The sequence below is a fragment of the Cyanobacterium stanieri LEGE 03274 genome, from assembly GCF_015207825.1.
GTDB lineage: Bacteria > Cyanobacteriota > Cyanobacteriia > Cyanobacteriales > Cyanobacteriaceae > Cyanobacterium > Cyanobacterium stanieri_B.
In genome coordinates this window covers 44,647-58,790 of record NZ_JADEWC010000012.1, presented here as the reverse complement: position 1 = coordinate 58,790, position 14,144 = coordinate 44,647, and the positions used below count along the sequence as shown (strand labels likewise).

Annotated in this window: 10 protein-coding genes; 5 read left to right on the top strand and 5 right to left on the bottom strand. The window is 37.5% G+C overall.

The features are described from left to right. Nucleotides 1–22 precede the first annotated feature (22 nt). Together pstC and IQ215_RS07125 are read right to left on the bottom strand one after the other, a co-directional pair. On the bottom strand, nucleotides 23–1,963 hold the full coding sequence (pstC, locus tag IQ215_RS07130; protein ID WP_193800626.1) for a phosphate ABC transporter permease subunit PstC: 1,941 nt from the start codon (nucleotides 1,961–1,963) through the stop codon (nucleotides 23–25). Then, on the bottom strand, nucleotides 1,947–3,095 hold the full coding sequence (locus tag IQ215_RS07125; RefSeq protein ID WP_193800625.1) for a hypothetical protein: 1,149 nt from the start codon (nucleotides 3,093–3,095) through the stop codon (nucleotides 1,947–1,949). Before IQ215_RS07125 ends, pstC begins: the two co-directional genes overlap by 17 nt. 245 nt (nucleotides 3,096–3,340) lie before the next feature. Here IQ215_RS07125 and IQ215_RS07120 point away from each other — a divergent pair, with 245 nt between their 5' ends. The 3 genes from IQ215_RS07120 to IQ215_RS07110 all read left to right on the top strand — a co-directional run bounded on the left by IQ215_RS07120 (nucleotide 3,341) and on the right by IQ215_RS07110 (nucleotide 7,918). Beyond that, a complete protein-coding gene (locus IQ215_RS07120) occupies nucleotides 3,341–4,378 on the top strand; it encodes a PstS family phosphate ABC transporter substrate-binding protein (RefSeq protein WP_193800624.1) in 1,038 nt (345 codons plus the stop codon). A gap of 317 nt (nucleotides 4,379–4,695) precedes the next feature. Next, nucleotides 4,696–5,889: a class I SAM-dependent methyltransferase gene (locus IQ215_RS07115; protein ID WP_193800623.1), complete on the top strand. Its 1,194-nt coding sequence runs from the start codon at nucleotides 4,696–4,698 to the stop codon at nucleotides 5,887–5,889. 121 nt (nucleotides 5,890–6,010) lie between these two features. Then, on the top strand, nucleotides 6,011–7,918 hold the full coding sequence (locus tag IQ215_RS07110) for a cation:proton antiporter (protein ID WP_193800622.1): 1,908 nt from the start codon (nucleotides 6,011–6,013) through the stop codon (nucleotides 7,916–7,918). Between the two features lie 170 nt (nucleotides 7,919–8,088). Here IQ215_RS07110 and pipX read toward each other — a convergent pair whose 3' ends face one another. Together pipX and IQ215_RS07100 are read right to left on the bottom strand one after the other, a co-directional pair. Then, complete coding sequence (gene pipX, locus IQ215_RS07105) at nucleotides 8,089–8,358, bottom strand: transcriptional coactivator PipX (protein ID WP_069791573.1); 270 nt, start codon at nucleotides 8,356–8,358, stop codon at nucleotides 8,089–8,091. Between the two features lie 186 nt (nucleotides 8,359–8,544). Further along, entirely contained in the window at nucleotides 8,545–9,309 is a 765-nt protein-coding gene (locus IQ215_RS07100; protein ID WP_193800621.1) for a PEP-CTERM sorting domain-containing protein, read from the bottom strand. A 731-nt stretch (nucleotides 9,310–10,040) separates the two neighbouring features. Here IQ215_RS07100 and panD point away from each other — a divergent pair. After that, entirely contained in the window at nucleotides 10,041–10,463 is a 423-nt protein-coding gene (gene panD / locus IQ215_RS07095; RefSeq protein ID WP_193800620.1) for an aspartate 1-decarboxylase, read from the top strand. A gap of 168 nt (nucleotides 10,464–10,631) precedes the next feature. Beyond that, on the top strand, nucleotides 10,632–11,603 hold the full coding sequence (locus IQ215_RS07090) for a protochlorophyllide reductase (RefSeq protein ID WP_193800619.1): 972 nt from the start codon (nucleotides 10,632–10,634) through the stop codon (nucleotides 11,601–11,603). 333 nt (nucleotides 11,604–11,936) lie between these two features. Here IQ215_RS07090 and IQ215_RS07085 read toward each other — a convergent pair whose 3' ends face one another. Next, entirely contained in the window at nucleotides 11,937–13,421 is a 1,485-nt protein-coding gene (locus IQ215_RS07085) for a glutamate synthase subunit beta (protein WP_193800618.1), read from the bottom strand. Nucleotides 13,422–14,144: the final 723 nt, after the last annotated feature.

The window sequence follows — 14,144 nt, the reverse complement described above, 5'->3', positions numbered from 1 at the left end:
AATATCCTCTTTTTTTTGATAATTAATTACGTTGAAGATTATTAAAATATTCCCTAATAAGTACAGAAAATAAGTTTAAAATAATTAAAATAACTACTAAAACTATGGTGGCAGCGGCGGCTAACTGTTGTACTTGCGCACTAGGATTTTGTAACCAGTTAAAAATCTGCACGGGTAAAGTGGTATAACTACTTTGCAACCCTTGCCATGACAAAGGTGGGAGAAAACGCACGGATGCGGCTACCCCAACCCCAATCAAAGCAGCAGTTTCCGCCAATGCCCTCGTTTGGGAAAGCAATACTCCCGTTAAAATTCCAGGTAAAGCAGAGGGGAGAATTAGTTTTCTTAATACCTGCTGTTTCGACATTCCCAGGGCATAGCCACCATTTTTTAATCTTTTACTACTACTTTTAATGGCACTACGACTAGCAATGATAAGGGTAGGTAAACTCATCACCGTCAATACCAATGCCCCTGATAAAATACTAGGCCCCCCCGTAATCGGGCGCATCCAGCGCACAAAAATTTGTAAACCTAACAAGCCGTAAAGAATGGAAGGGATGGAAGCAAGATTGGCGATGCTGATTTCGAGAATGTTATCAATGCGTTTATTTTTGCGATATTCTTCAAGGTAAATGGCACTACCTACCCCCAAGGGAATTACCATCACAAGGGTTAATATAAACAGCCACAAACTTCCCACTAATGCCGATAGTATTCCTGATTCTTCTGCCCTACGGGAAGCAAAGCTGGTTAAAAAAGCCCAATTAATTTTTTCTAACCCTGTTTGAGATAAATTCCATAATAAAATAGCAATAAATACTACCCCAAAAATCGCTCCTAAAAATGCCAAAATGGTAAAAGTGCGATCGCACCATAGACGAACATTATTAATAGGGGCTTTCAAGCCAGGGGCGCTCAAAGATTCCCTCAACAAAGGTTGATAACTATTGCCCCCTGAGGAATAAAAAGCAGGAATTACATTGGTTTCTTGATTAACATTAATTAATTCTTTTTTTGCTAATTTATTAACACTGGTACTAAAAGAAAACAGTTGTTTTTCCGATTTATTTTGTAACCAATAACTAATGGTATTCAGAGTAAAAGTTACTAAAAATAAAATAAAACCTAAAGTGAAAATAGTCTTAAATAAAATAGAATCAAATTGTACTGAACCTAAACTCACTTTGATGATAAATGATGTAATTGTTTCAATGGGTTGTAACGGATTTAAAGTTAAATTTGGTCGTTGCCCAGAGGCGATCGCCACTACCATTGTTTCTCCTAATGCTACAGAAGTAGCCAAAGTAAAAGAAGAAAGAATCGCAGGATAAGTCAAAGGTAACAACACCTTGTAAATCATCTCAAAACGAGTAAAACCAAGAGCATAAGCCGAATTTCGTAAATCATCAGAAATCCCACTCAAAGCATCCTCCGTCAAAGAAGAAATAATCGGAATAATCAAAATTCCCACACAAATTCCCGCACTCAAAGCATTGAAACCCCCCATATTCGGAAACAAACTATTTCTCAATAAAGGAGTCAAAAAAAGCAAAGCAAAATAACCATAAACAACCCCAGGAATTCCCCCCAAAGACTCCATAGCTATTTTCAAAAACCTTCTCACATTTTTCGGGGCAAACTCCGATAAATAAATCGCCCCCAAAATTCCCACAGGAATCGCCACTAACAAAGCAATTATCGTAACCAAAAAAGTTCCCGATAACAAAACAATAATACCAAATTGAGGGTCAGAAAAATTAGGAGTCCATTCCCTACTACCCAAAAATTCTCCCACCGAAACCACCTGAAAAAAAGCCCAAGTTTCATAAAGAAAAATTCCCACAATGCCAACGGTAATAAGAATAGGAATAAAGCCCAAAACCGTTATCAAAAATTCTACCAAAACACTGGGAAAATTATCAATATTAAACTTTTTTTTATAATTAATTTCCTTGATCATCTGTCCCCTTTTCAATTAAATTTTCTAAAGCACTTAACGCTGATTGTGTTCCCATAGAATCCCGTTCTAATTTCTTAACTACGGTTTTATTTTTCTCCGAAATTTTAACCAAAAACTTAATTTCTGGCTTTAACTGCTGTGCCATACTATTAATAGTTGTATTTGCCTCATTAATCTGACTTCCTAAACTAGCAATCTCACTAGCAATAACATTAAAAGAACTAGAACGACTATTATCCGCAGGTAAATTAGCTGAAATAATTGATACTTGTTGAGACAAATTATCTACCTTTTTACTAATTCTTTCAATTAAAAACGTACTCCGATCAATTCCCTTAAATTTTTCCCTAAAACTATCACAAACTTGACCTACTTCTGTAGTAAATTCAATAATAGATTTAATACTATTTTCCAAAGAACTAAAAGTAGTTTTTCCCTTCTTAGAAAGTAAAGCCCCTAGCTCATTAAAACTTTGATTTAATAAACTTATTTCTTTACTTTGTTTCGACAACTCCTCCTTCTGTTGCTCTAGCCTTTGAGTTTGAGTTTTCAATAAACTATTGCTAGTTTTCAAATTAGCCTGTTGTTCTTCTAATTGCTGAGAATATTCCTTAACCTTCTCTTTTTCTTTCTCTATTTTTCTAGCATATTTTCTCAAATCTTTTTCTTGACTTGTTAATTTTTCATTAATATTAGAAAACATCTGAGCCTGAGCCAAAATTAATGAACTTAACTCCAACATCCCCACTTCTTTTCCATTTTCTATCACTACAATAGGACTATAAATTTGTTTTGGAGGACGACTCAAAGCCTTTTGCACCGCTTCATTTATACCCGTAAAAATATCTATTTTTAGAGATTGATAATCATAGTTATTCAAAAATAATTTAATAGGTCGTTTTGCGTATATATCCCTAGCATATTCCCTACTCATAATCTCAAAAAATTTTTGTCTAGGTACAACCCCTAAAATTTCCCTATCTTCTATGACAAAAAACCCAGAAAGAGTAGGATTGGCTAAAAGATGACTTTCCACTAAGCTAGTTAAAACATCAACTTCAACCCGATAGTTATCAAGGGGTAACTCAGCTAGAATATTTTTCCTCTCCAGAATATCTAATTTAGGGGGCATATCATTTAGCAGAACTGCTCATTTATTTACGTCATATTTATTGTAAAAAATAAACCTCTTATTTTCAACTTTTTTTGTCTTAATCTTCTCTTAACTTAAACCTTCTTAGACAAGACTATTACGTAATTTTACGGACATAATAGATTTAATTTCTTAACCTGTTGTTAATTTATAATTTTGTTTTTTATGCTTTATTTAAAGAGTAATTATTATTTGAATAAGTGTTTATAAATACAATAAATATTATGAATATTACTACCAGAGAGAAAGTATTAAGAAATAGTTTACTAATGTCTTCTATGTTGGTTACGGCATTGGCAGGATGCGCCAATAATTCTTCGGTAAGTAGTAGTAACGGTTTAACTGGTGATATTGTTATCGATGGTTCATCCACCGTTTATCCTATTACCGAGATAGTCAGTGAAGAATTTGAAACTGATAATCCTAACGTGCGCATTGCCATTGGTATTTCTGGCAGCGGAGGAGGCTTGAGCAAGTTTTGTGCAGGGGAAACGGATATTTCCAACGCTTCACGGGCGATTAAACCAGAGGAAATTGAGCAATGTAATCAAAATGGAGTGGAGTTTATCGAATTACCCGTGGCATTTGATGCCCTTTCCATGGTGGTTAATAAGGAAAATGATTGGGCTGCTTGTCTTACTGCTAATGAATTGCGCACTATCTGGAGTCCAGAATCTCAAGGGGTAGTTAATAATTGGAGTCAAGTTAGGGAGGGTTTCCCCAATGTACCGCTTAATTTATATGCCCCCGGTACTGATTCAGGTACTTTTGATTATTTTACCGAAGCCATTAACGGTGAGGAGGGTTTGAGTAGAGGGGATATTACTGCTACGGAGGATGATAATGTCATTGTTCAAGGTGTTAGTAATGATGTTGGTGGGTTAGGTTATTTTGGTTTGTCTTATCTTGATGAAAATTTGGATGAGCTTAAACCCGTGGCGCTGGATAATGAAAATGCTGATGATGGTGGTGATGGTTGCATTGAACCTAGTGTGGCGAATGTGGAGGCTGGAATTTATCAACCCCTTGCGCGTCCATTATTTATTTATGTGAAAACAACATCTTTAGAACGTCCTGAAGTTAAGGCTTTTGTTGATTTTTATCTCTCTGAGGATAATGCGGTATTTATTCGGGAAGCCGGACAAATTGAATTATCTTCTTCTGTATATGAAAAAGCTCAAGCTCGTTTACGGGAAAAAACCACTGGTTCGGTATTTGTGGGGGTTTCTACTATTGGGGTTAAGTTAGATGAGGTGCTTTAATTGTTAATGTTTGTTACAAAAATCACTGATTTTTTGGCTTTTTTTCGTTTTCGGTCTGTTTCATGTTATGCTTGTTATATAATGGGAGGCTAAACTTTTTTAAAAGCTAACGGTCATATTTCTATTATTAAAAACACACTCTCATAATAGGCTATTCCAAGGCAAATATCAATGAAAAAAGGATTTTTCGTAACAAATCTACATAAAATTTGTACCATAGAGTAAATATCTTTCGGGGGAGGGATAGTATTAATCAAGTTGGGCATAACTCAATGGTAAATTGTTAATGGTTTATTTATTTTAATGAGCAACAGGTTATGTCTGAAGTTAGAAACGCAGTGCAAAAATTATATAATACCTATCCTTTTCCCCCCGATCCTCTCTTGGATGAGCCACCCCCTGGATATAATTGGCGATGGCATTATCAATCGGCGTACAATTTTTGTAAGGGAAAAAAACCCCATAAACCACAGGTTAGAATTTTAGATGCTGGTTGTGGTACGGGTTCGAGTACCGAATATTTAGTTTTACATAATCCGACGGCGGATATTTTGGCGGTGGATATTAGTGAAAATGCTTTGGCTACGGCTCAAAAAAGGTTGGAAAAGTCGGGAGTTTTAAAGGATTTTCAAGGAAATATTGAATTTCGTCAGTTTAATTTGGAGAGGGCAAGGGAGTTGGAAGGCTCTTTTGATTTTATTAATTCGGTGGGGGTATTACATCATTTACCTAATCCTGTGGTGGGTATTCAAGCCTTGGCGGATAAGTTGGCTGATGATGGATTATTTCATATCTTCGTTTATGGGGAGTTGGGTAGATGGGAGATTTTGTTGATGCAAAGGGCGATCGCCCTTATCCAAGGAGATAAAATAGGGGATTATCGAGATGGTGTGGCGGTAGGTAGGGAGTTATTTGCAGGATTACCAGAATCTAGCCGTATATTACAACGGGAAAAGGAACGTTGGGCATTGGAAAATCAACGGGATGAATGTTTTGCCGATATGTATGTTCACCCCAATGAATTTGATTATAATATCGATAGTTTATTCGAGTTTATTAACACTTCGGGCTTAGAGTTTGTGGACTTTTCCAACTGTGACTTTTGGCAAATAGAAAGGTTAATTAAAAGCGAGGATTTACGAGAAAGGGTAAAACAATTAACGATCCAAGAGCGTTACCGTTTGATAGAATTATTAGACCCTTCCAATGTTACCCACTATGAATTTTTCCTTGCTAAACCCCCTCTTAATCGAGAAACATGGCAAGATGATCAATTATTATTAACCGCTAAACCTGAATTAAATCCCTGTATGTTAGGTTGGGAAAGTAAGAGTTTACTAGATTATAACTATCAACCCATTACCCTCAACGACCAAGAATTTGAGGTGATGAAGTTAGCCTCTGGTAATCCTCAACGAAATTTAACCGTTAAAGACATTCTTTCTCAGGTTAATTGTACCTTGGATGAGGTGCGATCGCTCCTTAGGCGTCAATTAATCATGATGGGTTAAGAGCAAAGCAAGGGCAAAGACAATCATTGTTGAAATTAAGCTACCATGGATAAGACATTATCGTAACTTGACTAGAAATTACTAGCAAAATCAAAGGCGTATTATTTAAACCTCTGACATCATGGAAGACTCTTTCACTCTAACCCTACTAATCATCATAACCGTATTTGCGGGGATCAGTTCTCAAGTATTGGGAGAATTCTTCAAAATACCCAGTATCGTCTTCCTACTCATCTTTGGAGTGTTACTCGGTAGAGATGGTTTAGGAATACTAGAACCTGAACTTTTAGGAGTAGGATTAGAAGTATTAGTCGCCCTTGCCGTAGCCATCATTTTATTTGAAGGAGGCTTAAACCTAGAATTAAAACAACTAGATAAAGTCTCCGGGAGTTTACGAAATCTCGTCACCATCGGTACATTAATAACCTTTATCGGTGGTGGCATGGCCGCCCACTGGTTAGCAGAATTTCCCTGGGAAATCGCCTTCTTGTACGCATCCTTGGTGGTTGTCACAGGCCCTACGGTGGTTGGCCCATTATTAAAACAAGTAGCCGTAGATAAGCGCGTAGCCACCTTATTAGAAGGGGAAGGGGTTTTAATCGATCCCGTGGGCGCCATTTTAGCGGTGGTGGTATTAGATACCATTCTCAATAGCTCTGCCTATTCCCTCGAAATTATCACGGGGTTATTATTTCGCCTCGGTATCGGGGCTATCATTGGGGGTGTCAGTGGTTGGTTATTAGGCTCGTTTCAAAAAAACGCCAATTTTGTCCCTGAAGAATTAAAAAATTTAGTAGTTTTGGCTGGGGTATGGGGTACATTTGGACTATCCCAGATGATCATCAGTGAGTCAGGATTAATGGCAACGGTGACGGCGGGAATTGTGGTGAGGGCGTCTGGTATTCCCGAAGAAAGGTTACTACTGCGTTTTAAAGGACAGTTAACGGTATTGTGTGTATCGGTTTTGTTTATCCTCTTGGCGGCGGATTTATCCATTGATAGTATTTTTGCCCTGGGGTGGGGAAGTGTCTTAACGGTGTTAGTGTTAATGTTTTTGGTTCGCCCCCTGAGTATTTTAATTTGTACTTGGAATAGTGATCTTAATTGGCGTCAAAAGATTTTTTTAGCATGGATTGCCCCCCGCGGAATTGTCTCGGCTTCTGTGGCTTCTTTGTTCTCTATTTTGTTAACCCAAAATGGTATTAACGGGGGAGATTCTATTAAGGGGTTAGTTTTTTTAACGATCATGATGACGGTTTTTGCCCAAGGTTTGAGCGCAGGGGCGGTGGCGAATTTACTTAAAATCAAATCTTCCTATGCTGGGGGGGCAGTGATTGTGGGGTGTAATCCTCTGGGCCGTTTAATTGGGCGTATTTATCAAAATCAAGGGGAATCGGTGGTTTTAATTGATACGGATAAGGATGCTTGTGAGAAGGCTAAACAGGAGAGTTTGCCTGTGTTTGAGAGTAGCGGTTTAGATCCTGAGGTGATGGAAAAGGCTGGTATTACTTCCGTGGGAACTTTGGTGGCGCTTACTAATAATGGGGATGTTAATTTAATGATTGCACAAAGGGCGATCGAAGAGTTTGCCCCCCCCAAGGTGTTGGCGGTATTTCCTAAGCAAAATGATAATAATGTCAAGGCAAATAAGCAAAAAATTAATCAACCTTTTATCAATGAGTTACCCGTTAAAATCTGGAATCAATATTTACAGGATGGTTTATTTAGGCTCGGTAAAACGGTAATTAGGGGCAAAGGAGAGGCGATCGATTTTCAGCAAGTACATATTCAAGCCCTGATTACCTCGGGGGAATTGTTGCCCCTGTTGGTGCGTCGTAATGGTAAGCTAGATATTATCCAAGCTAATGAGGAATGGAAGTTAGGAGACGAAATTATCTATCTTCTCCATGATCCTCGTCCCCAATTATTGAAACGTTTATCGGGGGTAACTGCTTCTTCGCGCCTCAATTTGGAAAAATTACCGAAGGTTGAGGAGATTCCTTTATCAGTCAATATAAAACAGGCATAAATAATTAAGGAGCACTGAAAATAGATGTTAAGAAAAACAAATCTTAGTTCGATTTATCGAACGATAACCTGTTAGCCGTGTAATTCATTACACGGTGGTTATTTAATTTGATTCCATTAAATGGTGGGTAAATCATTATTATTTACAATTCCTCTCCTAGCAACTGATGCTTATTGGAAGGTGCGCTGGTAAATCTCATTTAACTGTTTATAAGCATTCCAATCTCCATTACTCCTCAAACCCCTTAACTTACTCTCCATTAATAACCTCGCTTCAGAGCGCGTCAGGGGCTCAAAAAAAGTCTCCCGTTGTTCAACCTTCACACGAAAAAAAAGCCTTTGAGCATAAAGGGTAGTAAACAATTCCTCCTGTTTCTCAATGAGGCACAATCGATAAAGTAGTCCAAAAGTAGGATGATTAATATATGTTTCAGTAGTCATTAAACTTACAAATGATGATGCTAAAGTTTTTTAGCTTAGCATGGTAATAATTGATTGTATCCTTTATTTATCCACAATTTTATCTTTCTGTAAAGGGACTTTACCCCCCATCAAAATAAAAACGTCATCCGACTAATCAGACAACGTTTTTAGGTTCTATAATCACTGCTTAATAATTGATCGTATCTAGTTTTGTTCAGCTTTGCGGGAACTCTTTTTAGCACCTGCTGCCCCTAGTAAACCAAGCACTAACAAGCCACCAACGGTACCGGGTTCAGGCACGGCGACAAAGCCCAAGGCATCAAAACTTGCATCCACGTCTGCTGGTCCTGTTAGATTCATCGTGATACTGGTAATGTTACCAAAATTGAAGCTAGATGAATTGGTAAAGTTATCAAATGCAAAAAAAGCATTTCCAGCATTTAAACCAGATAAAGCTAGAGATGTAGTGTTTGTACCATCACTTAAAACAAACTGCACACTAGTATTCAAATCAACACTAAGAATATCTATACCAATACCTGCAAAGGGAGCCGCGTTAAAGTTTAATCCTGCACCGTTAGCATCCCACAAAACACTTGCTGAAGTTTGTACGTTGGCTGGATTACTCCAAGATAAACTAGTGGGACTAGCAGGACCTACTGTAAAGCTAGATATGCCGTTATCAAAACCAGAAACTGAAGTTAAAGATAGTTTTCTGTAATTTCCGAGGTTATTAATAATGGGAGTACCATTTCCAGCAGTTACTTCAAAAACTTGTGTTCCGCCGTTAGTTCCAATGGTTGAAAAGTCGCCTTGATTTGTTCCAATCTGTGCTCCACCTCTAGCTGTATTAAAATCATCAATTTGGAAGAAGGCTGCGGCATCAGCGCCCCTAGCCGTTAACCCAATCATGGCAGTGGGAGCAATCAAACCACCGACTAAAAGGGTTGATAGAGTAGATTTTTTCATAATATACTTTCTGAGATTATAAATCTTATCATTTACCCATTTATCGTAGCTAAGTAGCAAGGTTTTGTCAACACATTTTATATGAAACTTTGATAAACTTAAAAATAGTATAATTCACATCATATTTTAATCAAGACCATCGGATCTATCGAGTCACAAAAATGAATTTTAATAGCCATACAGAATGAATAATTATTGATATAAAAACTTAAGACTATTGAAATAATGCTTAGGGCTTACTACATATGTAGTGTAGGTTATATTCTACTAAATACAGCTATTATTATTCATCCTCAATTTTAAAAGTCCTAAAACCGCCTTAAAGTAATTATTAGAGCGTCTCTTTATCTTAGGCTCTCGTTAAAATCAGCATACAATCCATATCTTAGATAAAACGAAAAAGCAGGAAAACTTGTAACTGAGGTTACATTTTTTATAGCTGTGAAAAAAAAGCCATTAATATATAATATTTTTAAGTCAATTATTAGCTTAGTTTTTCTAGTATCAAAAAATATAAATTTTTATCATCTTCACAATCATCAATATACGTAAGTATATAAAATTTTGGTAAAGTTTATCTTAAAAAATATTCTTCAGTTATTGTAACTAAAACCTAGAAAGAATCCTTAACCATGGAAAAAAATGATATTGCATTTGGGAAGATAGTCGAGACAATGTAGCATAGTTATGGATAATTTTTGGTTGGCAACATCAAATCTACACTATTTTTTATGAAAACTATCAAGTTAATGCACGGCAAGTTGCATCGAGTGAGGGTGACGGAGGCAAATGTTAATTATGTGGGTAGTATTACCATCGATCCAGAATTAATGGAAATGGTGGGTATCTTACCCCTAGAAGAAGTGGAAATTGCGAACTTGAATAATGCTCAACGGTGGACAACCTATGCCATTCCGGGTACTAGGGGGAGTCGGGAAATATGCCCCAATGGGGGAGCGGCCTTGTTATGTGAGAAAGGAGATATTTTAATTATTTATGCTTATGAGCAGTGCCATAGGGATTATATTCTGCAAAAAGGACATCAGGCAAGGGTATTAATAGCAGGGGAAGATAATCAAGTGGAAGATTTTTTCATCCAAACCTTAACTTGTGAAAACGGTAAATTTGAATTTGAGCCTCGACTAGAGCCATAATCCCTTAAATGAGGGCTAAAGCCGTTAGTACAGATGAAGAAATATTAAAAAACATCACTCCTAGCTTAAAGAAACTTAGAGAAAGAAAATATAGTTCTGTGGGATCATTAAAATAATTAACGATTAAAAATTTATAAACTTATCGGCGATAAAATAAAGCGAATAAATATGGTAGAAGCTCAAAAATCAACGGTTATCATCACTGGGGCATCATCCGGGGTAGGTTTACAGGGTGCAAAAGCCCTCGCAAAAACGGGTAAATGGCACGTTATCATGGCTTGTCGTAACCTTGAAAAAACCCAGAAAGTAGCGAAGGAAGTGGGTATCCCTGAGGATAGTTATCAAATTATTCACCTTGATTTGGCATCTCTCAATAGTGTGCGTAAGTTTGTGGAGGATTTTCGGGCTACGGGCAGAAGTCTTGATGCTTTGGTGTGTAATGCGGCGGTGTATTATCCTTTACTAAAAGAGCCTATGTATAGTGAGGATGGTTACGAAATCAGTGTGGCAACCAATCATTTAGGCCATTTTCTTCTTTGTAACCTAATGCTAGAAGATCTTAAAAAGTCTGGTAATCCTCATCCACGGTTAGTAATTTTGGGCACTGTTACCGCTAATCCGAAGGAGTTGGGGGGTAAAATTCCTATTCCTGCACCCCCAGATTTAGGGGATTTGAAAGGAATGGAAGAAGGATTTAAAGCACCTATTTCCATGATCAATGGTAAAAAATTTAAGTCTGGCAAGGCGTATAAGGATAGTAAGTTGTGTAATATTCTCACTATGAAAGAATTACACCGTCGTTATCATGATTCTACGGGAATTATTTTTAATTCTTTTTATCCTGGTTGTGTGGCTGAAACTGCTTTATTCCGTAATCATTATTCTTTGTTTAAGAAGATATTCCCTGTTTTCCAAAAAAACGTGACGGGGGGTTATGTTTCTGAGGAGTTGGCAGGGGAAAGACTTGCCATGGTAGTAGGAGAAGAAGATTTTGGTGTATCGGGAGTTTATTGGAGTTGGGGTAATCGTCAAAAAGAAGGACGTGAATCTTTTGCTCAGGAGGTTTCTGATGAGGCGAGTGATAAAAGTAAGGCGCTTAAGTTATGGGATTTGAGTGCTAAGTTAGTGGGAATGAATTAGAGGCTATCTGACTTTTGGAATGGTGGGCAATGCCCACCCTATATTTAATTGGGTAATTCGTTATAAATAGATTGTATCTTCGCACTTGCCACACCGTGTAATGAATTACACGGCTAATGGTAGTTCGTTCAATTTATTGAACTAAAATATTGGGCATTGCTTAATCATGGTGTGAAATATAATTGAATAACACTAGAAATTAAGACATTAAAATAGTATCACTATTGCCTGTTCCCCGTTTCCTCCCTCAATCAAAAATCATACCTTAATTCACCAACGCCAAATATTGATATTGCTAATTTGTAAGTGATTAAGCGGACTTGATATTATAATTTAATTTGGTAAATCGCTGTAACCCATTAAGAAGCGATCGCACTTTTGAGCCACCCCACGACCTTCGTTAAAAGCCCAAACCACAAGACTTTGACCCCGACGACAATCCCCAGCGGCGAAAACATTGGCAATGCTCGTAGTATAATCATCATAATCGGCTTTAATATTACTACGGTGATCCTTCTCTAAGCCCATTTGATCCAATAAAAATTGTTCAGGCCCTAAGAAACCCATGGCGAGTAACACTAACTGTGCAGGGATAACTTTTTCTGTTCCTTCTATGGGGTTAGGAATAAAACGACCATCTTGGTTGCGTTGCCACTCCACCTGCACGGTATGAACTGCCTTAACGTTACCATGGTCATCTCCTTCAAATTTGGTGGCGGTGGTGGTGTAAAAACGGGGGTCATCTCCAAACTTGGCGGCGGCTTCTTCTTGCCCATAATCGAGACGATAAATTTTTGGATACTCAGGCCAAGGATTATTTTTTGCCCTCATTTCTGGGGGTTTGGGCATAATCTCTAGTTGAGTTACTGCGGTACAACCATGGCGAACAGATGTACCAACGCAATCTGTACCCGTATCACCACCACCGATGATAACCACGTCTTTTCCTTGGGCCGAAATTAACCCTTCTGGATTGGCGTCTAACAGTGCTTTGGTGTTGGCGGTGAGGAAGTCCATGGCGAAGTGAATTCCGTTGAGATTGCGACCTTCTATGGGTAAATCCCTTGGTTTTCCTGCCCCAATGCACAGGATAACAGCGTCGTTTTCTTTAACTAATGCTTCGGCGCTTATATCTTTACCGATTTCGGTATTACAAATAAATTTAATGCCTTCTTCTTCTAAGACTTTAATGCGGCGCATGACTACCTTTTCTTTATCTAGTTTCATGTTAGGAATACCATACATCAAAAGGCCCCCGGGGCGATCGCCCTTCTCATATACCGTCACCCAATGGCCTGCCTTATTTAACTGAGCCGCCGCACTCAATCCCGCAGGGCCAGAGCCAACCACCGCAACTTTTTTGCCCGTCCTTTTTTCAGGGGGATTAGCAGTTACCCAACCTTGCTCCCAACCATGGTCAATGATACTACATTCAATGTTTTTGATGGTGACAGGGGGGTTATTGATACCTAAAACACAAGAGCCCTCACAGGGTGCAGGGCATACCCTTCCCGTAAATTCTGGGAAATTATTGGTTTTATGAAGTCTTTCTAATGCTTCTTCCCATAACCCACGATAGATTAAATCATTCCATTCGGGAATTAAGTTATTCACAGGGCAACCGCTGGCCATGCCACTAATTAATTCCCCTGTATGACAAAAGGGCGTTCCGCAATCCATACATCTTGCGCCCTGATTTTTTAAGTTTTCTTCGGGTAGATGTAAATGAAATTCATCCCAATTTTTAATTCTTTCGAGGGGGGGTTTATCGACTGGTAATTCTCTGGCAAATTCTAAAAATCCTGTTGGTTTACCCATATTTGTTTCTTTTGGTTTATGTTGTTCTTAATATTGGTGTCAAAGTCAAGATCAAAAGGTGTTAATTTTCTTAATTATGGCTGAAAATTTGGAATAGTAAAAAAACCCTATTTTTGATTTATTTATTTTTAAATAACAAGTTGCTAAGGCTTTCACCTATGGAAATGTTATTTCAGGTTTATTTTAAATCATTCCTCCTAATTGTCGAGGGGAATAAAAGGGACAATAGTTTGATATTTTGCTTCGATCTTTTTATAATCTTTGACAGGTGTATTTATCTTAATGGTATAGGATTAGTTCTAATTTTGTCGTACTTTAAAGAATATTTTAAAATTCTATTCATTATTCTTAATAATTAAGGTGCGCTGTGATGAATCATCTGACAAATAAGATTTTTAAAGGAGTAAATTTGTCAAAAAATACACACAAATAATCATATTTTGGCAAAAATATAGTTATAAATAACATGAGTTCGGGATAACATTTTTTAGTTAAGGCAGGGAATAGGGAATCGGCAATGGGCAATAGTGAGAAGAATATTTTTCACCATTTCTTGGTGTTATTGAGCAATTTGAAAACTGGCGTAAACTTTTCACCGTCAAGCGTGATACTAAAGGATACTCATAATTATTACCGAATTGAGATTATAAATAGATACAACATCAAGATAGTAAAACCTAATTATTGTCCATAATCAACTTTTTCCATGACTTCACCTTTCGT